At 59.9% G+C, this 22,243-nt stretch carries 19 protein-coding genes; 8 read left to right on the top strand and 11 right to left on the bottom strand.

Annotated elements, in window-relative coordinates; translation table 11 throughout:
• Positions 1-3 precede the first annotated feature (3 nt).
• The 3 genes from FDQ92_RS03340 to hisD are packed head-to-tail and all read left to right on the top strand — an operon-like array spanning position 4 to position 4,042.
• On the top strand, positions 4-1,842 hold the full coding sequence (locus FDQ92_RS03340) for a triose-phosphate isomerase (RefSeq protein ID WP_137423270.1): 1,839 nt from the start codon (positions 4-6) through the stop codon (positions 1,840-1,842).
• 2 nt (positions 1,843-1,844) lie between these two features.
• The gene (locus tag FDQ92_RS15865) at positions 1,845-2,684 is read left to right on the top strand and encodes a septal ring lytic transglycosylase RlpA family protein (RefSeq protein ID WP_137423269.1); all 840 of its coding nucleotides are present in this window, start codon (positions 1,845-1,847) and stop codon (positions 2,682-2,684) included.
• Between the two features lie 47 nt (positions 2,685-2,731).
• Positions 2,732-4,042, top strand: a complete 1,311-nt coding sequence (gene hisD, locus FDQ92_RS03330) for a histidinol dehydrogenase (protein ID WP_137425690.1) — start codon at positions 2,732-2,734, stop codon at positions 4,040-4,042.
• Positions 4,043-4,044: 2 nt separating this feature from the next.
• Here the strand turns inward: hisD and cutA are convergent, their stop codons facing one another.
• The 3 genes from cutA to FDQ92_RS03315 all read right to left on the bottom strand — a co-directional run bounded on the left by cutA (position 4,045) and on the right by FDQ92_RS03315 (position 5,485).
• The gene (cutA, locus tag FDQ92_RS03325; RefSeq protein WP_246041820.1) at positions 4,045-4,434 is read right to left on the bottom strand and encodes a divalent-cation tolerance protein CutA; all 390 of its coding nucleotides are present in this window, start codon (positions 4,432-4,434) and stop codon (positions 4,045-4,047) included.
• Positions 4,435-4,921: 487 nt separating this feature from the next.
• Entirely contained in the window at positions 4,922-5,125 is a 204-nt protein-coding gene (locus FDQ92_RS03320; protein ID WP_137423268.1) for a DUF6485 family protein, read from the bottom strand.
• Positions 5,126-5,296: 171 nt separating this feature from the next.
• Positions 5,297-5,485 (bottom strand): hypothetical protein, encoded by a 189-nt coding sequence (locus FDQ92_RS03315; protein ID WP_137423267.1) that lies wholly within the window; start codon positions 5,483-5,485, stop codon positions 5,297-5,299.
• Positions 5,486-5,750: 265 nt separating this feature from the next.
• On the opposite strand from FDQ92_RS03315, the gene FDQ92_RS03310 reads away from it, so the two are divergent.
• Complete coding sequence (locus FDQ92_RS03310) at positions 5,751-6,320, top strand: isochorismatase family protein (RefSeq protein ID WP_137423266.1); 570 nt, start codon at positions 5,751-5,753, stop codon at positions 6,318-6,320.
• A 101-nt stretch (positions 6,321-6,421) separates the two neighbouring features.
• Here the strand turns inward: FDQ92_RS03310 and FDQ92_RS03305 are convergent, their stop codons facing one another.
• Both FDQ92_RS03305 and FDQ92_RS03300 read right to left on the bottom strand, forming a co-directional pair.
• On the bottom strand, positions 6,422-7,453 hold the full coding sequence (locus FDQ92_RS03305) for a peptidase U32 family protein (RefSeq protein WP_137423265.1): 1,032 nt from the start codon (positions 7,451-7,453) through the stop codon (positions 6,422-6,424).
• Between the two features lie 596 nt (positions 7,454-8,049).
• Entirely contained in the window at positions 8,050-9,795 is a 1,746-nt protein-coding gene (locus FDQ92_RS03300) for an FG-GAP-like repeat-containing protein (RefSeq protein WP_137423264.1), read from the bottom strand.
• Positions 9,796-10,409: 614 nt separating this feature from the next.
• On the opposite strand from FDQ92_RS03300, the gene FDQ92_RS15620 reads away from it, so the two are divergent.
• The gene (locus tag FDQ92_RS15620; protein ID WP_246041819.1) at positions 10,410-11,786 is read left to right on the top strand and encodes an alginate export family protein; all 1,377 of its coding nucleotides are present in this window, start codon (positions 10,410-10,412) and stop codon (positions 11,784-11,786) included.
• A 290-nt stretch (positions 11,787-12,076) separates the two neighbouring features.
• Here FDQ92_RS15620 and FDQ92_RS03290 read toward each other — a convergent pair whose 3' ends face one another.
• Complete coding sequence (locus FDQ92_RS03290; RefSeq protein ID WP_137423263.1) at positions 12,077-13,237, bottom strand: baeRF10 domain-containing protein; 1,161 nt, start codon at positions 13,235-13,237, stop codon at positions 12,077-12,079.
• Positions 13,238-13,763: 526 nt separating this feature from the next.
• Positions 13,764-13,961 (bottom strand): hypothetical protein, encoded by a 198-nt coding sequence (locus tag FDQ92_RS03285; protein WP_137423262.1) that lies wholly within the window; start codon positions 13,959-13,961, stop codon positions 13,764-13,766.
• A gap of 506 nt (positions 13,962-14,467) precedes the next feature.
• Here FDQ92_RS03285 and FDQ92_RS03280 point away from each other — a divergent pair.
• The 3 genes from FDQ92_RS03280 (at position 14,468) to FDQ92_RS03270 (ending at position 19,274) form a co-directional block, all read left to right on the top strand.
• Positions 14,468-15,730, top strand: a complete 1,263-nt coding sequence (locus FDQ92_RS03280) for a CoB--CoM heterodisulfide reductase iron-sulfur subunit A family protein (RefSeq protein ID WP_137423261.1) — start codon at positions 14,468-14,470, stop codon at positions 15,728-15,730.
• 4 nt (positions 15,731-15,734) lie between these two features.
• On the top strand, positions 15,735-17,972 hold the full coding sequence (locus FDQ92_RS03275; protein WP_137423260.1) for an FAD-dependent oxidoreductase: 2,238 nt from the start codon (positions 15,735-15,737) through the stop codon (positions 17,970-17,972).
• Between the two features lie 117 nt (positions 17,973-18,089).
• Positions 18,090-19,274 (top strand): 4Fe-4S dicluster domain-containing protein, encoded by a 1,185-nt coding sequence (locus FDQ92_RS03270; RefSeq protein WP_137423259.1) that lies wholly within the window; start codon positions 18,090-18,092, stop codon positions 19,272-19,274.
• An 88-nt stretch (positions 19,275-19,362) separates the two neighbouring features.
• Here the strand turns inward: FDQ92_RS03270 and FDQ92_RS03265 are convergent, their stop codons facing one another.
• From FDQ92_RS03265 to amrS, 4 genes are all read right to left on the bottom strand, one after another.
• On the bottom strand, positions 19,363-19,893 hold the full coding sequence (locus tag FDQ92_RS03265) for a shikimate kinase (RefSeq protein WP_137423258.1): 531 nt from the start codon (positions 19,891-19,893) through the stop codon (positions 19,363-19,365).
• Positions 19,894-19,967: 74 nt separating this feature from the next.
• A complete protein-coding gene (locus tag FDQ92_RS03260) occupies positions 19,968-20,540 on the bottom strand; it encodes a hypothetical protein (RefSeq protein ID WP_137423257.1) in 573 nt (190 codons plus the stop codon).
• Between the two features lie 10 nt (positions 20,541-20,550).
• Positions 20,551-21,228 carry an endonuclease III domain-containing protein gene (locus tag FDQ92_RS03255; RefSeq protein WP_137423256.1) on the bottom strand — a complete coding sequence of 226 codons (678 nt, stop codon included), beginning with the start codon at positions 21,226-21,228 and terminating at the stop codon, positions 20,551-20,553.
• Positions 21,225-22,238: an AmmeMemoRadiSam system radical SAM enzyme gene (gene amrS, locus FDQ92_RS03250; RefSeq protein WP_137423255.1), complete on the bottom strand. Its 1,014-nt coding sequence runs from the start codon at positions 22,236-22,238 to the stop codon at positions 21,225-21,227. Before amrS ends, FDQ92_RS03255 begins: the two co-directional genes overlap by 4 nt.
• Positions 22,239-22,243: the final 5 nt, after the last annotated feature.

The raw sequence follows: 22,243 nt of genomic DNA, 5'->3' as shown, positions 1-22,243 counted from the left end.
CCCATGGCCCGTTGGAACGCCCAAAAGCGGGTGTTGGAACACGAGCATTCTCAATTCTGGCGGCACCGGTTGGTGGACGTGGCGGAACCCAACCTGATGCGCTCCGTCTTTCCCTACGAAGAAGTCCCAAAGGTCGATTTCGATCACAAGCTGCTGCCCATCGATCCGGCGGAAGACATCTTCATCACGGACACCACCTTCCGCGACGGCCAGCAGGCCAGGCCGCCGTATACCGTCAAGCAGATCGAAACCATCTTCGATTTCCTTCACCGCCTCTCCGGACCCAACGGCGTCATTCGCCAGGCTGAGTTCTTCCTGTACACGGACAAGGACCGGGAGGCGCTGGAGCGGTGCCTGGCTCGAGGCTATCGATACCCGGAAATCACAGGCTGGATCCGGGCCGTGGAAGCGGACATGCAGCTGGTGGTGGATATGGGCCTCCAGGAAACAGGTATCCTGTCGTCCGTTTCGGACTACCACATTTTCTTGAAGCTCAAATGGAGCCGCAAGGAAGCGCTCGACAGATACCTGGGCATCGCCAAGGCGGCGCTGGAAAAGGGTATCAAGCCCCGTTGCCATTTCGAGGACATAACCCGTGCCGACATCTACGAATTCTGTATCCCCCTCGCCATCGAACTCATGAAACTCCGGGAAGAAAGCGGCGTGGACATCAAGATCCGGCTCTGCGACACCATGGGCTTCGGCGTGACCTATCCCGGTGCAGCGCTTCCGCGGAGCGTCCCCAAGCTGGTGCGAGCCTTCATCGACGAAGCTGGCGTTCCGGGGCACCTTCTGGAATGGCACGGCCACAACGATTTTCACAAGGTGCTGGTGAATGCCTCCACCGCCTGGCTCTACGGCTGCAGCGGCGCCAACGGAACCTTGCTCGGATTCGGTGAACGCACCGGGAACGCCCCCATCGAAGGGCTCATCATCGAATACCTGGCCCTTCGTGGGGATTCGGCCGGCATTGACACCACGGCCATCACGGACGTGGCGGAGTATTTCCAAAAGGAACTCGGCTACCGCATTCCTCCCAATTATCCCTTCGTCGGCGAAGATTTCAACGCCACGCGCGCCGGGATACATGCGGACGGCTTAGTGAAAGACGAAGAAATCTACAATGTCTTCAATACCCAGAAGATCCTCAAACGACCGATCAGCATCATCATCACGGACAAGTCGGGCGTGGCGAGTGTCGCCTATTGGGTGAACAGCCGCCTGCGCCTCCCCCCCGAATCGCGGCTCGACAAGCGTCACCCCGGGATCGTCAAAATCCACAAGCGGATCATGGAAGAATACGCCAAGGGGCGAAATACCTCCATTTCCAACGAGGAACTGGAACGCTGGTCCAGGCGCTATCTGCCCGAATACTTCGTGAGCGAATTCGACCGGTTGAAAGCGAGAGCCCATTCGCTGGCCGCCCATCTGGTGGCTGAGGTCGTGGAAAATGAAGCCATCAAGAGCATGGATCCCGAGCTGCAGGAACCCGTGCTCCAGACCCTTGTGGACCTCAACCCGTTCATCCAGTACATCTATATCACCGACAGCGAAGGTCGGAAGATCACGCGAAACATCACCCACATCGTGGACAAGGCCAAGTACGAATCCGCCAAGGTGGGCGAAGACCTCTCCGACCGGCCCTGGTTCGTCGGCCCCATGAAGGACGGAAAGGTCCACGTGACCGATTTTTACACATCCCGATATACGTCGGCGCTGTGCATCACAGTGTCGGCCCCCATCCGCAACGAGATGGAAGAGATTGTGGGGGTCTTGGGGATCGACATTCGTTTTGAAGACCTGGCCAAGATGGAGGAGATGGAAAAAGCGGGACGGGGTTAGCCATGCCGGGGGGAAACGAAATACGGACGACGGCGGGTGGCAAGCGCTTGAGGGTTGCGGGGTGGCTGAAGATCTGTGTGTGGCTGGCTGTTGCCGCGCTTTCGATGTCGGGCTGCGGGGGGCGGAAGCCGGCTCCCGAGCCTTCCGTTTCCATGCTCGCCGTGCCGACGCCGCCCCCGCTCCGCGGGCAGAGGCCTTACCAGATCAACGGCACCTGGTATTATCCCCTTCCTTCGGCGGAAGGGTATGAAGAAGAGGGGCTGGCCAGCTGGTACGGGCGGGACTGGCACGGCAGGCCGACGGCCAGCGGCGAACCTTACAATATGTACGCCATGACCGCCGCTCACAAGATCCTTCCCCTGGGCACCCATGTGAAGGTCACCCACCAGGTCACCGGGCGGAGTATTCTGGTAAGGATCAACGATCGCGGGCCTTTTGTCTCCGGGCGAATCATCGACCTTTCTTACGAAGCCGCCAAGGCGCTCGGCATGGCGGGGGAAGGTGTCGCGCCGGTGCATGTGGCCGCCGTGCAGGTGGCTTCGCCGCAGGTGGTGGCGGGAACCACCGTCTGGCAGGTTGAACCGATCCGTGCGTATCGTGCCGGACCGTTCACCGTGCAGGTCGGGGCCTTTCGAGAACCCGAAAACGCGCAGCGCCTTCAAGCCCGGATGGCGCCCGAGTATCAACCGGTGCGCCTCACGCCGTTTCGTCACGAAGGATCCCTGTACTACCGCGTTCAGATCGGCCGCTTCGGGGACTTGGACCGTGCCCTGGAGGCTCTCGATCGCCTGAGGGAGCGAGGGTTTTCGGACGCCTTCGTGGTGGCCCTTGAAGAGACGTGACAACGGCGCCGATCGGCTTTGGGAAACGTTCAAAGGAGAGAGCCGTGCTGCCTGTCCTCGACTATCCTTCCAGTGCCGCCGAAGAAAGGCTTCTGCGGATCGAACGGCGCCGACCGGGGGCGGACCCGGAGCTGGAATCCCGGGTTTCTGAAATCCTTTCCGCGGTGAGGCGTGAAGGCGATGCAGCGCTGGTCGGTTTCACCCGCCGGTTCGACGCCCCCGAATTCCGCGAGGAGCAGCTCCTGGTTTCGGAACGGGAAGTCCAGGCGGCTTACGACCGCGTGGACCGTTCGTTCTTCGACACCCTGGAACGGGCCCGCGCTCACATCGAAGCCTTTCACCGGTGGCAGCTCCGCTCTTCCTGGTTCATGACCCGGGACGATGGAACGTTTCTCGGCCAGATCCTCCGGCCGGTGGCCTCGGCGGGCCTTTACATTCCCGGTGGAAAAGGCGGGGAAACCCCGCTCATTTCCACCGTCCTCATGACCGCCGTCCCGGCGCGGGTGGCGGGGGTTTCCGATATCGCCATGGTGACGCCGCCCCGTCGGGATGGAACGGTGAATCCGTACCTTCTCGTCACGGCCAAAGAGGTCGGCGTCCGCCGCATCCACCGGATCGGAAGCGCGTGGGCCGTGGCTGCGCTGGCCTTCGGGACGCCGTCGGTGCGCCCGGTGGACGTGATCGTCGGCCCGGGCAACATCTATGTCACGCTGGCCAAGAAGCTGGTTTCAGGCGAAGTCGGGATCGACCTGTTGGCCGGCCCCAGTGAAATCCTGGTTCTGGCGGACGAAACGGCAAGCCCGGAACACGTGGCGGCTGACCTTTTGAGCCAGGCCGAACACGACCCCCTGGCCAGTGCCGTGCTGGTCACCACGGATCCTTCGCTCGCCCGCGCCGCGGCCGTCGGGCTCGAACGCCGGCTGGGGGAACTGCCTCGCCGGGACGTGATCCGGGAGGCCCTGAACCGCTACGGGGCGATCTTTCGGGTTCAGAACCTGGAGCAAGCCGTGGGCCTGGCCAACCGCCTGGCGCCCGAACACCTGGAAATCCAGGTTCGGGACCCCTGGGCATGCCTGGGCAAGATCCACAATGCCGGTGCCGTCTTCATCGGCACTCACACGCCGGAGCCGATCGGGGATTATTTCGCCGGACCCAACCACGTGCTCCCGACCGCCGGAACCGCCCGCTTCGCCTCCGCACTCAGCGTGGACCATTTTGTCAAAAAGACCAGTATCGTCGCCTATTCACAGGAAGCCTTCGCAAGGGACGCCGAGGCCGTCATGCAACTTGCGCGGCTGGAAGGACTCGACGCCCACGCCGCCTCCATTCGAGCCCGAATGGAAGCCGATCAGCGATAGCGTTATCGAGGCGCCGTCCTCGGATTCCGGGTGCTTTCCTCGATCCATGCCAGGTAGTCGATGGATCCGTCACAGATACTGAACGCGATGACTTCGGGGACTTCATAGCTGTGGAGTTCGCGGACACGCACTTTCAGGCCGTCCATGACGCCTTTGCGGGTCTTGATGATGAGGAGCAGCTCTTCGTCGTCGCATACTTCGCCTTGCCACGTGTAGATGGACCGGATGGACGGAACGATGTTGACGCAGGCGGCGAGTCTGTCTTCGACGAGCGCTTTCGCGATGCGGGCGGCTTCGTCACGATTACCGGCCGTGACCAAGACGACCAGGGCTTCATCCCTCATGATGTTCACCTCCATGATCGATGCTTCGGTGAGAGGCTGTCTGAGCATACCCGTCACCCTTGTGGGGATTGAGGGTCCATTTCTTCGCGTAGGGGCGGTTCGCGAACGGCATTTAAGGAGCGATTTATGCCCTGTAGGAGCCGGCTTGCCGGCGATCAGGGTCAACGGGGCATAGCCGGTTTTACGGGTCGCGGGCAAACCCGCTCCTACCGATAACGGAAAACCGGGCCGGGGCATTGGGGTTGGTTCATCGCGGGGGGTGGGCGGCGGTCCCACAATCTGCCGCTCCTACAGATGGTTTGCATCGCGGGCAAGCCAGATCCTAGAGGAACAAGGAAGCTCAGGGTCCGGAAGCCCTGCGCGAGTGGGAGTCCTTCCGCAGAGAAGAAAAGGAGTACACCTGGCCTTCAAAACCGGTGCTGTTCGATGAACTAGAAACGTTTTTCATGCTGCGCGGCGCCGATTCGCCGCATCTCTACTTTCACCGGAGTCCGGGGCTGCTTGGCGTCAAGAAACGGGCCGGGCTGCCGGTCCATCAGACCTTTTTCTGTGAAACCAGCCGGGCAAAGTGTTCAAAGGACCGGTCGTAGGTCCGTTCGGCATCCGCCGGGAAACAGCATGCGGGAAGCTCCCGGCTTTTCAGGTGATATTGAAGGCACTCACAACATATCCCCTTCCTGGGGCAGGGGTCGTAGGTGCAGTTGCAGCGCTGCAGGTTCTGATCTTTCTTGCATTCCATGAGGTCGATCTCCCCTCGGTTGCTTCTACATGCTCGTACGCGTGGTGCGGCGCTTCCGGTCGCGGCAAGTCCCGCCGGGCCCAGGCGAGGCGCGCCGGGTGTTCCCACGCCCCGGCCCTACATGGCCGAGTGCCCCTCCTGCGCTTCATGCCCACTCCAGCGCGTTCCGCATCAGCCGTGGGCTTCGTTTTTCGCCTTCTTGTCGCCTTTGGAGATGATGAGGCTCAACAGAAACAGCAGGACGATTTCCCAGACGACCACGGACGTCCAGTTTTCGAAAAAATGCCAGAAAAGGCCTCCACCGATGATGGCCGGAACGCCGCCCAGAACCAAAATCCCCAACCGCCAGGCCCACTCCATGATCCATCCTCCTGTTTACGCTGATTTTCACAAGGCTGATTTTTAACACAAGGGGGCGGTGCGTGCAACCGGCTTCGTGGCGTTCTCCCTCGCTTCGGCACAAATCCACAGAGCGAATCCTTTTCGTGCCTTGACAGACGGCCCGGGACTGAAGAGAAAGAGGAATCCGGGGAATGGGTGGCACGATGAGACCCGGGGTTGCGGCCCGCCGATACGGTGCCGGTTTTCGGATCGAAGCGCTTTCCAAGCAGAAAGGAGTCGCCCCATGACGGAAAACATTTACGGCGAGTTTCTGGACCGAAACGACTGTGTGCTGCTCTTGGTCGATGTTCAGAAAGCCATCCTGGACCTATGCGTGGAACCGGCCAGGCTTCGCAAGCACTGCGCGGCACTCATTGAAATCGCCTCCATCTTCCAGATCCCCATGGTCTTTTCACAGCACAACCCGGAAAAACTCGGCGGCTTTCTGCCTGAACTCGTCGCGATGTCTCCTGAGCCGATCGTCATGGACAAGCTGGAATTCAGCTGTCTCGAAAACGAAGCCATGGCCCGGCGGCTGGAGTCCTTGGGGCGCCGGACTCTCTTGCTTTGCGGGATGGAAACCCACGTGTGCATCTTCCACACGGGGGCTCACGCTGCGAGGCTGGGCTATCGGGTGCACGTGGCGGGCGATGCGGTGTCTTCACGCAGTACGTATAACTGGGAAACAGGGCTGCGCCGGCTGGAACATGCCGGAGCGGTGGTGAGTTCAACAGAGATGATCATTTATGAGTTGCTGAACCGGGCGGGCACACCCGAGTTCCGGCAGGCGCTCCCGCTCCTCAAGCGGTTGTGATGGCTTGCGCCGGGATCACCGCCTTGAAGTACAGGAAAGTTCCCACCGTTGCCGGCGTTCGAGCGAGAACGCCGGCGCGAAGGGCCCCGGGCGGGTCGTGCTCAAGCGTAAAGTCCCTTGATGTTCCGGTGCAGTTCCCGTGTCTTTTCCATGCGCGCCCGGTCCCGGTCTCTCGCGATGGCGTCCAGTTCCGCCTGGAGCGCCAGAAGGTTCGGATCGTCATGAGACTGGCCACGGGCGTGGGCCTGGATCATGGCCCGGTACAGGGCGATCATCCGGCTGATGAGGGAGACCGCGTATTCGCGACCCTGGACCTTGAGGGTGGCGATCCCCAGGTCCATGATGTCCCAGAGTTCCTTCCCGTTGATGGCGAACGCCACGTTGGGACGCCGACGAATCCGCTCGTTGATGTCACGGATTTCCTTTTCGGAACGGCCCCGCTGCTTTAAGACTTTCTCGCGCTGCGCCTCGGTCAGCAGGCACAACCGAAAGCAACTCCCGCTCCGATCCGGCCAGCCTTCGTATTCGACGATTTCGTTTCCGTCTTCGTCCCGGTACGTCCGTTTGATATAGGAATCGCTGATCAGTTCATGAAAGCTGCAGTTGCCGACACCCCCCACACAGCGGTTGCCGTGCACCAGCAGTTCAGTCGCCACGCCGACGGCATCAGCCGCCGCCTTGAAGGTTCGCAGCTTCTCCACGGTATCGATTTCAGTGCTCGCCACCACCTGGGTGGCTCCGTAAGCCTTGTATTGGGCGATCTGGGCCGGTGTCTGGATGTTGCACCCGACACTCGCGTGGATCACCAATTCCGGGAAGTTGTCGCGCACCATGGTCATCACCGAAGGCGTCTTCACGATGACGCCCTCCGCACCCCATGCCGCGTACTTGGCGATCTTTCCCAAGACCACCAACCACTTGTCCTCGGGGACGTCCGCGTTGACCGCCACTCGGACTTTTCCGCCGTGGCGGCGTGCGATGTCAATGGCTTCGCGGATTTGGGAATCTTCCAGTTCCCATGCGCACTTGCGGCGGCTGAATCCTTTGCAGCCGACATAGACCGCGTCGGTGCCATGGGTGAATACCGCATCCACCATGGCCAGGGTTCCACCGGGAGCTAAAAGTTCATTCATGGGGGCCCTCCTTCAAAGCGATCCCGGAGCCGAGAATGCAGGCTCGTTGGGTTCCTTCCGAACCCGAACGATCGGGCTGATCTTCGCAGGGACCACTGCAGGCCGTATGCCGCCGTCGGGTCGGGAAGAAGACGACCGTCGGGCCAGGTCAGTTGCAACAAACTTTATTAATTATAATGAAAAAAACTTCGACAGCAAGCACTAGTCCTGAAGATTGCTTCACCGCACGGAGTACGCCCTTTTCATCCGGTCCGTCGGGGCCTTCAAGACCAGTCCGTCGAAAGAATCTTCGAGTATTTCCAGGGCCTTCCCCTTGTTCCCCCTCCCCTTAATCCCCTCCCACAAGGGGAGGGGAAATAGAATTTTCCCCTCGTCAAGGGGAGGGGAAATAGAATTTGGGAACAAGGTGGAAAATCCCCCTCTTCCCCCTCCCCTTAATCCCCTCCCACAAGGGGAGGGGAAATAGAATTTTCCCCTCGTTCGGGAGTTATGGCTTGGGAACGGCCTCAATCGAAGCTGAAGCTTCTGCACAGTTGTGTTCCCAAGCTGGAGCTTGGGAACAAGGTGGAAGGGTATGAGTCGTTGTAAGAGCGGCGTCAGGGCTTCTGTGCAGTCTTTTCGGCCCTTTTCACGTTGAGGTCGTAGCTGAAAATGGTGCTCTTGGATTCCCAAAGCTTCGTGAGATCCTGGCCGGTCACGAGGCTTGCAATGAGTTCGGGCGTCCCGTCATCGTTGAGGTCTCCTAGCGCCAGGCTCGTCAGCATCCCCTGCATTTCGCGGGTTTTCCAGTTTTCCACCATGCCCAGCTGATCCCAGCTGTAAGAGACGATTTCACCCGCTTCGAAGTACTTGAAGCCCTGGGGAAGGAACGCGCTGTAGTCCGGACTCCGGTTGACCACCAGTTCGGGGATGGCGTCTCGATTGAGATCGGTCACGAGGATTCTCGTCGGAACGTAGAAGTAATCGATTTGGTTGTAACGCAGGTCCGTGACCTTGCCTGCCAGCACGTTGGTTGTGGCGCCGAACCGCTGGCGGCTCCGCCAGATGGGGCTTCCCGCCGAATCCAGGAGAACGAGTCGGTTGTCCGAAGAGATGAACGCCGTCTCATCGGAGCCGTCTCCGTTGATGTCCGCTACGACGAAGTTGAAGACGTTGCAGTGCTGCGGGAGGTGAAACGGCGCAATGGGGACCAGTTCGGAGCCTCTGAGTTGTATGTGGTATATTTCGGGATCGAACAATTCGGTATTGGGGCCGGGTTTCTGGCCGAGAAGGATCTTACCCCGCTTGGGGATGTGCACGGCGTTGAGGTAGAATGGCTGCCGGTCCGCCAGGGTTTTGAGCGCCGTTCCTTGCAGCGAAAAGACCTTGGAGGCGGGGAACTCCTCGGTGTGCTGTCTTCCGCTGACCTTTTCCGAAGATGCCTGCGGGCTGTTGACGGTCCGCATGTTCGTGAGGACCACCTCGTCCCTGCCGTCGCCGTCCAGGTCCACCGTCGAGACCCACACGAAACGTTCCATCTTGTCGGCCCGATGTTCCAGGACGAGTTGAAGTCCCTGGGCCACCCGCCGGTAGACGGCCAGCCGGTCCGGTGAGGCGGTCACCAGTTCCTGCGAACCGTCGCCGTCCAGGTCTCCCACATCGATGGAGATGATCGTTTCTTTGAAGGTCTGGCTTCGCCAGAGCCCCTGGCCGGTCAGGGCTTCATCGGGATTCACTTCGACGAAGTTGGGGTTGAGATAGGAAATGGAAGCGCCCTGGAGCATCATGTCCGGAATCAGGGATTCCGGGTTGACATTGGACGGCGAGGTGTCAACGGTTGCGGCGGCTACGGCGGCGGGTGCTCGCCCGAAAAGCTTGCGGTTGATGTCCTGGGCGAAGTTGCTGACCGCCGGGATAAGCTGGTCGAGCGTTCCGCTCTGAGTGTGGAAACTCAAGGGCTCCGCCCCGGGCTCCGTACCGGCCATCTTGGCGTCCAGGCTCACCGCCTGGCCGAGAGCCGTCACGCTGCCGAAGAGAACGTAATCGGCCTCCAGCGACCGGCCGATGTTCAAGGCCGCGTCCTGCGACAGGTCGCCGCTTAGGCTTCCCAGGGTGTTCTGGATCTGAGACTTCGGCACGACCTGGACCTTGCCTTCCCAGGCCAGCCTGGAAGCCAGCATTTCCCAGATGCCGTCTTGCAGATACGAGAGATCCGGCGGGGTGTGCATGGAAAACGGAAGGATCGCCACGCGCACAGGGTCTTCCGGTTCGGCCGCTTGCACGTGCGGAGCCTGGCGGAAGGATCCGAAGAGGACCAGCATTGCCAGAAAAAGGAAAGGGATGAAACCATGGTTGTTACGCATGAGCTGTCTGCCTCCCTCGAAATGGCCTTGTCCATAGGTCCGGGGCGCCGTCCGCGTTGGCCTCGCGGTAGGAGGCGCGGGATGTCGCCGGCGCCGCGTTGGGGTTTCCAAAGAAGACTAGCCGTAAGTAGGAATTTATGGCAAGCCAAAAGCGCAGGTGTCTTTTACCGTGAAAATACACCCCCCTCACCCTGACCCTCTCCCCCCACTGGGTGGAGAGGGGATGATTTTCACGAGTGGGGGTGACCAATTTCTGCAGCAAGGTAATGGATTCCGGCTCCCGGCTCGGGTCCGGGACAGGTTTTACTGAAATGACGGGGGGGATTGGGTTGTTTCGTCATTCCGGCGAAAGGCCGAATCCAGACGGTTTATCTTCAGTTATTGAGATGTTATGGTTTTTCTGTTGACATAGGCGCATCTTTTGGGTTAGGGGTGCAGCGTAACTACAATGGGTTGGGGTGTGTGTCCGTAGACCTGTCCCAAGACCCGGGGGGTTCAAGCGGCCGAAAGGGGGTGAGAGGCGTCGGTAGCGGAGAGATGAGGGAACGTTCGGCTAGAGGGGCTTGCAACGAATCGACACCATGATTTCAACGCATCACCAATGGAGGAGAGAGATGAAGCGATTTCTGGTGGTCCTGGTGGCGTTGTGTGCGGCGGTGGCCGTGGCGGCGCCGGCCTTCGCTGTGGACTTCAAGTACGGCGGTATGTACCGGGCGCGCTGGGTGCACAACGAGAACTTGGTCGACGGCAACGATGACGGTTACGGCGATACGGACGACAAGGGCAACTGGTTCGATCAACGCCTCCGCATTTACTTCACCTTTGTGGGAAGCGAAAACCTGCAGCTCGTGACCAAGTGGGAGGCGGACACGGCGTGGGGTGATGAAAGCGACAAGTACGGCCGTCACGGCGGCGGCGATATCGGCGCAGACGCCACGAACCTGGAAATGAAGAACGTCTACCTGGACTTCAACATTCCGAACACGGAGGTTCGCGCTTCGATCGGTGTGCAGGGCATCGCCCTCATGGAAGGCTGGGTGTTCGACGATGACGCCTCGGGCGCGGTTTTCCGCACCAACTTCGATCCCATCGGGGTGACTCTGGGCTACATCGCCGCTATCAACGAAGATGCCTACGACGAATCGGAAGACATGGACGATTTCTTCCTGGAACTGAAGTACGAGGGCGGCGGACCGATTTACGGATCGCTCACCGGCTTCTGGCAGCATGCGCGCGACAACGCGGGTGTCGAGCACTTTGCGGAGGAAGGCGCGATGTTGGACGGGGTGTTCGACCTCAATGATGCCGGTGATGTGACAGACAATGACCTGTTCAACCTGGGTGCCAACATCGGCTACAAAACCGACTGGATGAACGCCTACGTCAACTTCATCAAGAACTTCGGAAGCTACGATTACGAGTTAGGTACCGATAGCGGCTCCGGTGACTACAAGGGCTGGATGGTGGAAGCCATGGGTGAATTCTATTGGGAGGCTTTCACGTTCACTCTCGGCGGCTTCTACACCTCCGGTGACGACGATAACGACGACGATATCGACTATTTCGTCTACCCGGATGGCTATGACGGCGCTTGGTCGGTGATTCTCGGCTTAGATGGTACGCTGGACGTGGACACCGAAGTTGGTTTCGACGCCGAACAGTCCATCGATCAGGGCGCCTACTATGCCGCCGACCATCCGACCAACCTGTTTGTGCTCACGGCCGGTACGTCCTGGCAGGCCCTGGAAGAAACCAAGCTGACCTTTAATTACTACTATGTGATGACCTCCGAAGACGTCGTGTCCGATGAGAACGGCGACAAGGATGATACGGTGGGTCACGAAGTGAACTTCTTCCTTGATCAAGGCGTGGTGGACGGCTTGGAACTGCGCCTCGTGGGTGCGTATCTCTTTGCTGATGACGCCTACAAGACCAACAATGACGACGATGACGCCTACGAACTGGGTGCGCGGCTGCAGTGGAAATTCTAGGCCGGCGCTTAACCTGACCGTCTGAACGTAAAAAGCCCGGGTCTTTCGACCCGGGCTTTGCTTTTTCACGGAAGTTTTCTTCTTGTTCCCAAGCTCCAGCTTGGGAACACAACCGTGCAGAAGCTCCAGCTTCGGTGAGGGCGTTCCCAAGCTGGAGCTTGGGAACGAGGGGAATAGACGTAATATTTGATGCCAAGTTCTGTTTCCCCTCCCCTTGTGGGAGGGGATTAAGGGGAGGGGGAGAGGGGGAGAGGGGGATTTTTCGACCTTCGTTTTTTTGCCGAAGCGCTTCAACGCAAATACGCTCCGATGCCCCCTGCGGATTGGAGCGCCGCGCGGGCTTCCTCGCCACGCACCTCTTCGACTTTTCCTCCCATGCTCAAGACCCGCTCGGAAGCCAGCCAGATGATGTCGTCGGTGGGTTCAAGGGGCTTGGAGCAGTAGGGGCACGCGCCTTCCGGTGGGGCGTGATCCAGGAGCACGCCGCAGCCGGGGCAATGGAAACCGGGCATGCGATGTTCAGGGAGGATGACCAGTTGAAAGACCCGCCCCTGGTTTACGGCGTTCAGGGTGGAGTTGAGGCCCGTCACGGCCTTGGGGGCATTCTCCGTCTTTCGCGCCACGGTGACCAGGTCTTCCACCAACAGCAGCGATTCCTGTTCTTCCAGTTCCTGAATGACCGGCAGCGCGGCTTCCAGCACTTCGTCGGGCTTCGCCGAAATGGGCAGCCGGAGGCGTCCCACGACGCGGGAGGCTACGGCCTTGGGCAGGAGGCGTTCCAGTTCGGCGGTGATTTCTTCAGGGCCGGCAAGCAGGATGCGGTCGATATCGTGGACGGCCAGCATGTCGTGGACCTTATCTCCAACCTCCTTGAGAAACCAGTTGCTCCATGTGGCCGCACGCCTCTGGAACACCATCTGGGAGCGCATGTGATCGGAGCCCGAGGTGCGCCGGTGCTTGACCGCGGGCGTCTGGAAGGCTTCATCCACTTCTTCCACCTGGCCCACGGAAAGCACCAGGAGGCGAGCCTTTTCCCGGTCCACGAGAACCACACCGTAGCGCTCGTATTCCCGCCAGGCCTCGAGGAGCGGGCGGACGTAAGGGGTCTTCCCGTACCAGGCGCCGCTGGCGACCCTCACGGGAAGGTCTTCCACGAAGGTGAAGCCGTCGGAAACGTCGCAGAAGAGCACAAAGCTCTTCCCGCCGGGGATGTGGAGGTTCACCTGGCGGCGGACCCATTCCGCGTCTTCGCGGAAGTGTTCCCGCTTTGCTTCGTCGTCTATCTGGTTTTCGAGGTCCTTGAGGAGTCTCTCGACGACGAGTTTGTAGCCTCCCCGACGGTTCCCTCGGAGTGCGGGATCCAGGTTCACGTAAACGCTGAGGATCCACGAGTCTTCGGGGGCTCTTCTCTGGGACAGATTCTCGAAAAGGGACGGGTCTATGATCTTCATGATGAGTTCAACCTCTGTGTCTACAGGCCGGAGGAAGTGCCGTCACGGCGCATGCCTGCTCCATGAGACATGCCGCGCGCTTGGGCCTCCCTGCGGTCGGTCCGATGGTTTCGGGAAAACGGAAAGAGCGTGTCCAAAAACAAGTTCATGCTAGTCAGGACCTGAGGATCCTTGTTCTTGTAGGAGCGGGCTTGCCCGCGACCCGTAAAACCGGTAATGCCCCGTTGACGCTGGTCGCCGGCAAGCCGGCTCCTACAGGGCATGAGCCGTTGCAGGAGCGGCGCCTCAGCCGCGATGAACAAACCCCTATGCCCCGCCTCATCGGCCCGAGGGCGGGCCTCCTACAGGTGCCCCATTTTCCCCTCGTTACCAAGCTCTGGCTTGGGTACGGCCTCATGGGAATCGAAGCTGGAGCTTCAGCACAGTTGTGTTCCCAAGCTGGAGCTTGGGAACAAGGTGGATGGTGAAGCTTGGGAACAGGGTGGAAACAGGCAATACCTCGTTGTCCTTCTCAAAGGGCCGCCGTTCACGAAAGAAACCTGCGCTTCAGTTCGTCCCAGGGAGCGAAGGCGGCGAAGAGGGCGGCCGCGATGACGTAAAAGGCCACCACTGAAGCCGGGAACGTGATGTAGAGCAGAGCGTAGAGTGGAAAAAGTATAGCCAGCGAGAGCATCATCTTGATGAGCGGGCCCAACCATTTCTTTTCTTGCTTTTCGTCCATCATGGCACTCCATCTGTCGTTCGTGTTCCAGGGATTACGCGGAAAAGGTCGCGTTCTTCGAGACGCGGCATAAACCGATGGCGGCCGGTCGCGACCCCGCCTGTATTGGAGTCCTTCCGGCCCCGGAAGCCCGGCTCGCTGTCTCCGCCGGCATGGAGCGGGGATGGGCCAAGGCTTGCGGATGTTACCATTAAGTGACGCTCGCCTTTTTTGCAAGAGGGAAGAGGGTTGGACTGATCTTTTTTTCACAACCCCTCCTGCCTGAACGGCCCGGAGGACCGGAAGGAGGCTTGCATGGATTTTGGGATCGGTCTTTGCCGTCATAGGGTTTCCGCCATCTTTTTGTTTGCGTGAGCGGGTCTGTTTGTGTATAGATGCACATGAGCACAAACCACCCGGAAAGTGCCTGTCAACTCCTGCGCCCATCTCATGGTTTACGCATGATGGCAAGCCTTGCCTACGCTCTGGCGGGTTCAAGGACACTTCAGCATATATTGAGGAGGACGAGCATGGCGAACACGGTGACTCAAAGCATTCTGGTGGTCGGGGGTGGCATGAGCGGGCTCACGGCCGCGATCGAAGCAGCCGAAGCGGGCTACGACGTTATCCTAGTGGAACGGAATCCCTACCTCGGGGGCCGGGTCGCGCAGTTCCACCACTACTTCCCCAAGTTGTGTCCGCCCTACTGCGGGCTTGAAATCAACTTCCGCCGCATCAAGGATAATCCGCGGGTGCGGTTTTTCACTCTGGCGGAGGTGGAAAGGGTGACCGGGGCCGCCGGGGATTTCGATGTGACGGTGAAGATCAATCCCCGTTACGTCAATGAGAAATGCACGGCCTGCGGCAAATGCGCCGAAGCCTGCAGCCTTGAGATCCCGAATCCTTTCAACTACGGCATGGACACGATCAAGGCCGCGTATCTTCCCCACGATCTGGCCTTCCCCATGCGTTATGTCCTCGATCCGTCTCTGGTGAAGAGCCCCGAAGCGCAGAAGGTGAAGGAAGCCTGTCCGTACGACGCGATCGATCTCGACATGCAGCCCAGATCGGTGGACCTCAAGGTTGGAAGCATCGTGTGGGCGACCGGCTGGAAGCCGTATGATTCGAGCAAGCTCACCAACTATGGAGCCGGTCGATATCCGAACGTCATCACCAATGTGATGATGGAGCGATTGGCGTCCTGGAACGGACCCACCCAGGGGAAGATCCTTCGCCCGTCGGACGGCAAGCCGCCCGAGTCGGTGGCTTTCATCCAGTGTGCCGGTTCGCGGGACGAAAACCACCTGCCGTACTGTTCTGGTATTTGCTGCCTTGCGTCCCTCAAGCAGGTGACCTACGTGCGGGAGCAGTATCCGGATGCCAGGATTTACTTCTTCTACATCGACATCCGCGCCACTGACCGGCTGGAAGACTTCTACGCGAAGGTGAAGGAAGACGCCGGGGTGGTCTTCTTCAAGGGGAAGGTTGCGAAGATTGAAGAGGACGGCGCTACGAAGAGCCTGGTCTGTCGAGTGGAAAACACCATGACCGAAGAGCTGCAGGAGATTCCGGTGGATCTGGTGGTGCTTGCCACCGGCATGGTGCCCAACACGGCTTCGGAACGCGTTCCGACGCCGGTTCCTTACGACGATTATGGTTTTGTGGCCGCCATGAACGCCATGCCCGGAATATACGCCGCAGGTTGTACGCGGACTCCGGTTGGTGTTGCGGAATCCGTCGCCGACGGCACGGCTGCCGCACTGAAAGCCATCCAGTCCATCGCGAGGAGGTAACTCAATGGAAAAAAAGATTGCAGCCTATATTTGTACGGGATGTGGCATCGGAGAAGCCCTCGACGTGGAGCAGCTCGCGGGTGTGGTGACCAAGGAATGCAAGATCCCTCTTTGCAAGAACCACCCCAACCTGTGCAGCCGGGAAGGCGCGGCGCTCATCAAGGCCGACATCGAGGGCGAGGGCGTGAACACGGTGATGATTGCGGCGTGTTCGTCCCGGGTCATGACCGATGTCTTTTCGTTCCCCGGTTGTATCGTGGAGCGGGTGAACCTTCGGGAGCAGGTGGCCTGGAGCCAGAAGCCCGGCGACGAAGACACTCAGATGATGGCGGAAGACTATATCCGCATGGCCTCTGCCAAGATCAACAAGATGGAGCTTCCTGAGCCTTTCATGCCCGAAGAAGAAATCTCGAAGGACATTCTGGTGGTGGGCGGCGGCATCAGCGGGCTTTCCGCGGCCCTGGAAACCAGTAGAGCCGGGTTCAAGGCGATCCTGCTGGAAAAGGAAAACGAACTGGGCGGTTTCCAGAAGAAGGTGGCGAAACAGGTTACTTTCCCCTACAAAGACGTAACGGCCAACAACATCCAGGAACTTATCCAGGCTGTCAAAGACGATAAGAACATCACCGTCTACACTGGCGCCAAGGTGGAAAAGACCGTGGGCGGCCCCGGGGTGTTCAAGGTGACCGTAAAGACCAACGGCGGCACCGCTGAACATCGGGTGGGCGCCGTGGTTCTCGCCGCGGGCTGGAAGCCGTACGATCCGAATAAGCTCGACCCGAAGCTCGGATTCGGCCGGTCCCCCGATGTGATCACCAACACCATGTTTGAAGAAATGCAGCAGAAGTGCGAAATACGCCGGCCGAGCGACGGAGCGGAAGTGAAGAACGTGGCGTTTCTCCAGTGCGCCGGCCAGAGAGACCCCAAACACTTGCCCTACTGCTCCAGTGTGTGTTGTCTGACGGCTCTGAAACAGGCCTGTACCATCAAGGAGTACAACCCCGAGGCCAACGTGTTCATGGTCTACAAGGAAATGAGGACGCCGGGGCAGGCCGAAGACTTCTACCGGAAGGCGCAACAGGAAGGGGTGATCTTCATCCGGTGCCAGGATCCCGAAGTCAAGACCGACGGAGCCGGGATCACGGTGGAAGCTCTGGACGAACTGCTCGGCGAAACGGTGGTTCTCGAGAACCTGGATATGGTGGTCCTGGCGACCGGCATGGTGCCCGTAACGGCCTTCGGTGAAGATTACGCGAAAATGAAGGCTCGCCTGGAAAAGCAGGAAGGCGAGGCCAAGACGGAAGAAGACCTGGATGTGCCGCTGGACGTGATCCGCGTTTCGGATCTCCTCAACCTGGATTACCGCCAGGGCCCGGAACTTCCCGCGCTGCGCTACGGATTCCCGGATTCTAACTTCATCTGCTTTCCCTACGAAACTCGGCGGACCGGTATCTACGCAGCGGGTTGCGTCCGCCGTTCCATGGGAGTGGCAGCAGCCGCCGAGGACGGTGCGGGTGCGGCCATGAAGGCCATCCAGTGCGTGGAGCTGGTTTCCCAGGGGAAAGCCGTCCATCCGCGGACTGGGGACCTCAGCTTTCCTGAATTTTTCATGCAGCGTTGCACGCAGTGCAAGCGTTGCACGGAAGAGTGTCCCTTCGGCGCCATCAACGAAGACGAAAAAGGGAATCCGATTCCCCATCCGACCCGTTGCCGGCGGTGCGGTGTGTGCATGGGGGCGTGTCCGGAACGCATCATTTCCTTCAAAAACTATTCGGTGGGCATGATCGGCGACATGATCAAGTCCATAGAAGTTCCGGAAGAAGACGAGGAAAAGCCGCGCATCCTGGTGCTGGCTTGCGAAAACGACGCCTACCCGGCGCTGGACATGGCAGGACTCCGCAAGATGACCTACAATCCGTGGGTCCGCGTCATTCCGCTCCGGTGCCTGGGCTCCATGAACCTCATCTGGGTCGCCGACGCACTGTCCAAGGGGATCGACGGGGTGCTGTTGCTGGGCTGCCAGCACGGGGAAAACTACCAGTGCCACTTCATCAAGGGCAGCGAGCTGGCCAATATCCGGCTCAGCAAGGTCAAGGAAACGCTGGACCGGCTCGTGCTGGAATCGGATCGGGTGCGGTTCGAAACCTGTTCGATCATCGATTACGCCAACCTGCCCAAGCTTCTGGACGAGTTCGCCGCAAGGCTCGAAGAAGTCGGCCCGAACCCCTACAAGGGCTTCTAGATCACAAGACGGCACACGGTGGAGGGTGCGCTGTCGGCCTTTCAGATCGATCGGCACCCGGAACCGACGGAAAGGATCTGGTTCATAGGACCAATTTAAAACCTAGGAGGCCTGAGGATGAGTGTGAAAGTTGATCCGAACCTGATGAAAGATCTCAGGGCGTTTGGGCTCAAAGACGCCGACAAGTGCTTTCATTGCGGGAACTGCACGGCCATCTGCCCACTTTCCACCAAGGAAAACCCCTTCCCGAGAAAGCTCATAAAATACGCCCAGATGGGGTTGAAAGACAAGATCTTGAAGTCGCCCGAACCGTGGCTCTGCTACTACTGCGGCGAGTGTTCCGTCCATTGCCCGCGCGGGGCCGACCCCGGCGAAACCATGATGGTCATGCGCCGGTACCTGACCTCGGTTTACGATTGGACGGGATTTTCCCGGAGATTCTACCTTTCGGAAAAATTCGAGTTGACGGCCATCGCCGTGGTGGGATTCTTGGTGGGGCTCGGCATGCTCTTGTTCGCCGGAGAATTCAATACGTCCAGAGTGGACCTGGAAGCGGCCTGGCCGGTGGAAGGCATGGAAATCTTCGACATGATCTTGGGGGCTACGCTGACGTTTCTGCTGTTGAGCAACGTGTGGCGGTGCGTGAAGCTCATCATGGGGGATATGCTGACCAAGATCCCGTTGAAGATCTACGTGAGTGAAGCCAAGGAACTGGTGATCCACTTCCTTACCCAGAAGCGCTTCGGGCAGTGCAGTGATCGGACCCAGTGGTTCATTCACCTGCTGATCATGACCGGATACACCACGGTGTTCCTCCTGGTGGTGATCTTCCTGGCCGGTGGATTGAAAACGCTAGGGATCTATGCGGAAAGCATCGCCTTTCAGCGGAGCGAACCGTATCCGTTCTGGCATCCGGTGCGGCTCCTGGGCTATTACGCGACCATCGCCATTCTCCTCGGTGTAGGGTACGCCATCATCGGCCGAATGCGGAAAGCCAAGCCTCCGTACAAGAATTCCCACCCCACGGACTGGGTTTTCCTGGTTCTTCTGGCTCTCACGACGCTCACGGGTATCGGCCTGCATTGCGCCGTACATTTCGGCCTACCGATCTTCGCGTACTCGATCTATATCATCCACATGATGGTGGCCGTTCCCATGCTGGTTCTCGAAGTGCCCTTTGCCAAGTGGGCGCACCTGGCCTATCGGCCGGTGGTTGTCTATCTGATTCGCGTGAAGGAAAGGTATTTGCTGAGTCAAGGTGCGGCTGCTGCGGTCCAAGGCGTGGCGGCGACGGAAGGATAAGCTTGGAACCGCCTTTCGTTCCGGTTCATCGGAGGACAAGGACCCACCGTGTTCCCTGCGAAGAGGGAGCGCGGCGGGTTTTTTTCATTCACTCACGTGAAGACGCTGCTTCGATGGCGGCGCACAAGGCTTCCAGGGCGGCTTCATGATCCAGGCCGTCGCAGCGGACTGTGACGTGGGCGTAGCGGCGGTAAAGAGGGCATCGTTCGTTGTAGAGGTCTCGAAGGCTCTGGCCGGGGCTTCGAACGACGCCTCGGGCATCCAGGTCGCCCAGACGGCGCTCCAGCGCCTCGCACGAAAGATGCAACCACGCCACGGTTCCGGAAGCCTTGAGGTGAGCCATGGCGGCGGGGCTGTAGACGACGCTCCCGCCCGTGGCGACCACGGACCCATCAAGTTGCAGGGAGAGGACGGCCGCTTCTTCGATCCGCTTGAAACGTTCGATGCCGTGGGCGGCGATCAGTTCTTCCAGGCGCCGGCCGTATTGGACCTGGATGAGGATATCGGTATCCAGAAAGGTGTAGCCCAGGCGCTTGGCCAGGAGCACCCCGAGCGTGCTCTTGCCCGACCCGGGCATGCCGATGAGGATCACGTTGCGCGGTGAACGGCGGGGGGTCATGATTCCAAGATCCCCTGTCGAGTTCCTGCTGCAGTTGGCTTATGGTGACGGTGGTCGCTGAAAGAAGGAAACGATCATGCCTCATCGCACGTGTCGCCGGGAAACCTGGACTCGAACAGGTTTTCCAGCCGAAGTCTCGCGTTTCGAATGTCGAGCAGCGTTTGGATCCACCGCCGCTGGACGGTGGGTGGTTCCGCCTGGAAAAGCTCCATATGCGCCTCACAGAGAAACCACACGCAGACATAGGGGCGAAGGTATCGCGGCAGCAGGCAGCCTCTAGGTCCCAGAAAACGGCAGGGGTCTTCGGGGCGAACGCGAGTCTGCCCAAGCGGCCAGGCTTTCCGGAGTGCGACCAGGTACAGGAGATCCGCACGGTTGTAGAACACCTTGCGGCCGGTGCAGCAGGGGTCGAGGCAATCCCCGCAGGTGGCCCTGCAATAGGCTTCCATTGGTGCGTTGAGGATCCCGATTCCCGCTTCGATGACCCTGACGGGCTGAAGGATCGCATCGCGGGGGAACACTTGCAGGCGGCGGTTCAGTCGGCCGAGAACGCGGCGCCAGGACTCATTGTCCATGGGCTTCGCGCAGAGCCTGCTTTCCTCCGTCCGCTGTTGCAACCGTTGCCGCCGGGATCTTTTCGGTTTCACGATGACGCCGTCAAGGGGCAAGGGCCGGACCTCCAGGAGGGAATCCCTCCAGCGGGCACCCCGAACACGACGGCTTCCGCCGGCAGTGACGATGGCCCAGCCGGACCAGAAGGGCATGGTATTCCTGGAAAAAGTACACGTCCCTTTCCAGGCAGTCCATAAAATAATCGCGAAGCGCGTCGTAGCGGATGTCGTCGGGGACCCAGCCGTGTCGGGAAAAGATCCTTCGGGTGTAGGCGTCCACCACGAAAGAAGGCTTTTGTGCCGCATAGAGGACGATGCTGTCGGCGGTTTCCGGGCCGATTCCGTGAAGGGTGAGGCAGTCGGCGCGGAGTTCCTCCATGTCGCGGGAAAGGAAGCGGTCCAGGTTGCCGTCCCAGCGTTCGGAAAGGTTGCGGCAAAAGGCCTTGAGGCGCCGGGCCTTCTGGTTGAAGTAACCGGAAGGCCGGATGATTTCCGCCAGTCGCTCTTCTTCCACCCGATGCATGGCTTCCGGGTCGAGCAGTTCCGCCTCTTTCAGGCGCGCGATGGCTGTGCTGACGTTTTTCCAGGCGGTGTTCTGAGTAAGTATGGCCCCGACCACAACCTCGAAGGGGCTGTCGGCCGGCCACCAGGACTGAGGGCCGAAGGCCCGGAGGAGCCGCCGGAAGAGGCGCTCGATGAGTCCGCGCCGTTCGGACAGGGTCATGGCAGACCGACTCCCGCCACCCGGGCGCCGCACTTGAGGCAGGCCCCCTGCTTTATTCCCCTTTGATGCACGGAGAATCCCGTCCGCTCCAAAAGGATCTCACCACATTGGTGGCAGAACGTGCTCTCGCCCCGGTCACCGAAGACGTTTCCAGTGTAGACGTAGTGAAGCCCGGCTTCGAGCCCGATGTCCCGGGCTTTGCGGACGGTCTCCACGGGGGTGGGGGGCCGGTCGGTCAGCCGGTAGGTGGGGTGGAAACGGCTTACGTGCCAAGGGGTTTCCGGACCCAACGTCACCAGGAATCGGGCGATTTCGCGCAATTCGGCGGGGTCGTCGTTCAGGCCGGGAATCACCAGGGTGGTCACTTCAAGCCAAATCCCCATGGATTTCATGAGGTGCAAGGTGTCCAGAACCGGCTGAAGCCTGGCGCCGCATTGCTTCCGGTAGAAGGTGTCGGTGAAGGCCTTGAGGTCCACGTTGGCGGCGTCGATCAGCCCATCCGCCTGACGGAGTGCTTCGGCTGTCATGTAGCCGTTGGTCACGAAGACGTTCCGAAGCCCTTCGGCACGGGCCTTTTCGGCGACGTCCAGGGCGTATTCCATGAAAATGGTGGGTTCGGTGTACGTGTAGGCGATGGTGGCCGAACCCGTGCGGCGGGCGTCCTCCACCACCTTTTCAGGAGCCACCGTCTCGCCCACGATGCGCCCGTGTTCTCTCGGTGCCTGAGAGATATCGGCGTTTTGACAGAAGAGACATTGGAAATTGCACCCGACGGTCGCAATGGAATAACTCCGGCTTCCGGGCAGGAAATGAAACAAGGGTTTCTTTTCGATGGGGTCTACATTGGCGGCGATGAGGCGCCCGTAGACCAGAGAGTAGAGGGTTCCGTCCCGATTTTCCCGGACGCCGCAGATGCCGCGCTTTCCCGGGGGGATCCGGCACCTGTGGGCGCAAAGATGGCACTGGACGTCCAGGTCTTTCAGCTTCTCGTAAAATCCGGCTTCTTTCATGGTGC

The organism is Desulfoglaeba alkanexedens ALDC, from assembly GCF_005377625.1.
Lineage (GTDB): Bacteria > Desulfobacterota > Syntrophobacteria > Syntrophobacterales > DSM-9756 > Desulfoglaeba > Desulfoglaeba alkanexedens.
The sequence above is the reverse complement of the archived record's forward strand: the minus strand, read 5'-3'. Positions and strand labels throughout refer to the sequence as shown.

Coding starts and splice junctions, on each gene's coding strand:
- FDQ92_RS03340 (WP_137423270.1), top strand. CDS start 4: ATGGCCCGTTGGAACGCCCAAAAGCGGGTGTTGGAACACGAGCATTCT.
- FDQ92_RS03290 (WP_137423263.1), bottom strand. CDS start 13,237: ATGAAGATCATAGACCCGTCCCTTTTCGAGAATCTGTCCCAGAGAAGA.
- FDQ92_RS03280 (WP_137423261.1), top strand. CDS start 14,468: ATGGCGAACACGGTGACTCAAAGCATTCTGGTGGTCGGGGGTGGCATG.
- FDQ92_RS03320 (WP_137423268.1), bottom strand. CDS start 5,125: ATGGAATGCAAGAAAGATCAGAACCTGCAGCGCTGCAACTGCACCTAC.
- FDQ92_RS03265 (WP_137423258.1), bottom strand. CDS start 19,893: ATGACCCCCCGCCGTTCACCGCGCAACGTGATCCTCATCGGCATGCCC.
- amrS (WP_137423255.1), bottom strand. CDS start 22,238: ATGAAAGAAGCCGGATTTTACGAGAAGCTGAAAGACCTGGACGTCCAG.
- FDQ92_RS03270 (WP_137423259.1), top strand. CDS start 18,090: ATGAGTGTGAAAGTTGATCCGAACCTGATGAAAGATCTCAGGGCGTTT.
- FDQ92_RS03285 (WP_137423262.1), bottom strand. CDS start 13,961: ATGATGGACGAAAAGCAAGAAAAGAAATGGTTGGGCCCGCTCATCAAG.
- FDQ92_RS03275 (WP_137423260.1), top strand. CDS start 15,735: ATGGAAAAAAAGATTGCAGCCTATATTTGTACGGGATGTGGCATCGGA.
- FDQ92_RS03315 (WP_137423267.1), bottom strand. CDS start 5,485: ATGGAGTGGGCCTGGCGGTTGGGGATTTTGGTTCTGGGCGGCGTTCCG.
- FDQ92_RS03305 (WP_137423265.1), bottom strand. CDS start 7,453: ATGAATGAACTTTTAGCTCCCGGTGGAACCCTGGCCATGGTGGATGCG.
- FDQ92_RS15865 (WP_137423269.1), top strand. CDS start 1,845: ATGCCGGGGGGAAACGAAATACGGACGACGGCGGGTGGCAAGCGCTTG.
- FDQ92_RS15620 (WP_246041819.1), top strand. CDS start 10,410: ATGAAGCGATTTCTGGTGGTCCTGGTGGCGTTGTGTGCGGCGGTGGCC.
- FDQ92_RS03310 (WP_137423266.1), top strand. CDS start 5,751: ATGACGGAAAACATTTACGGCGAGTTTCTGGACCGAAACGACTGTGTG.
- FDQ92_RS03255 (WP_137423256.1), bottom strand. CDS start 21,228: ATGACCCTGTCCGAACGGCGCGGACTCATCGAGCGCCTCTTCCGGCGG.
- FDQ92_RS03300 (WP_137423264.1), bottom strand. CDS start 9,795: ATGCGTAACAACCATGGTTTCATCCCTTTCCTTTTTCTGGCAATGCTG.
- cutA (WP_246041820.1), bottom strand. CDS start 4,434: ATGCTCAGACAGCCTCTCACCGAAGCATCGATCATGGAGGTGAACATC.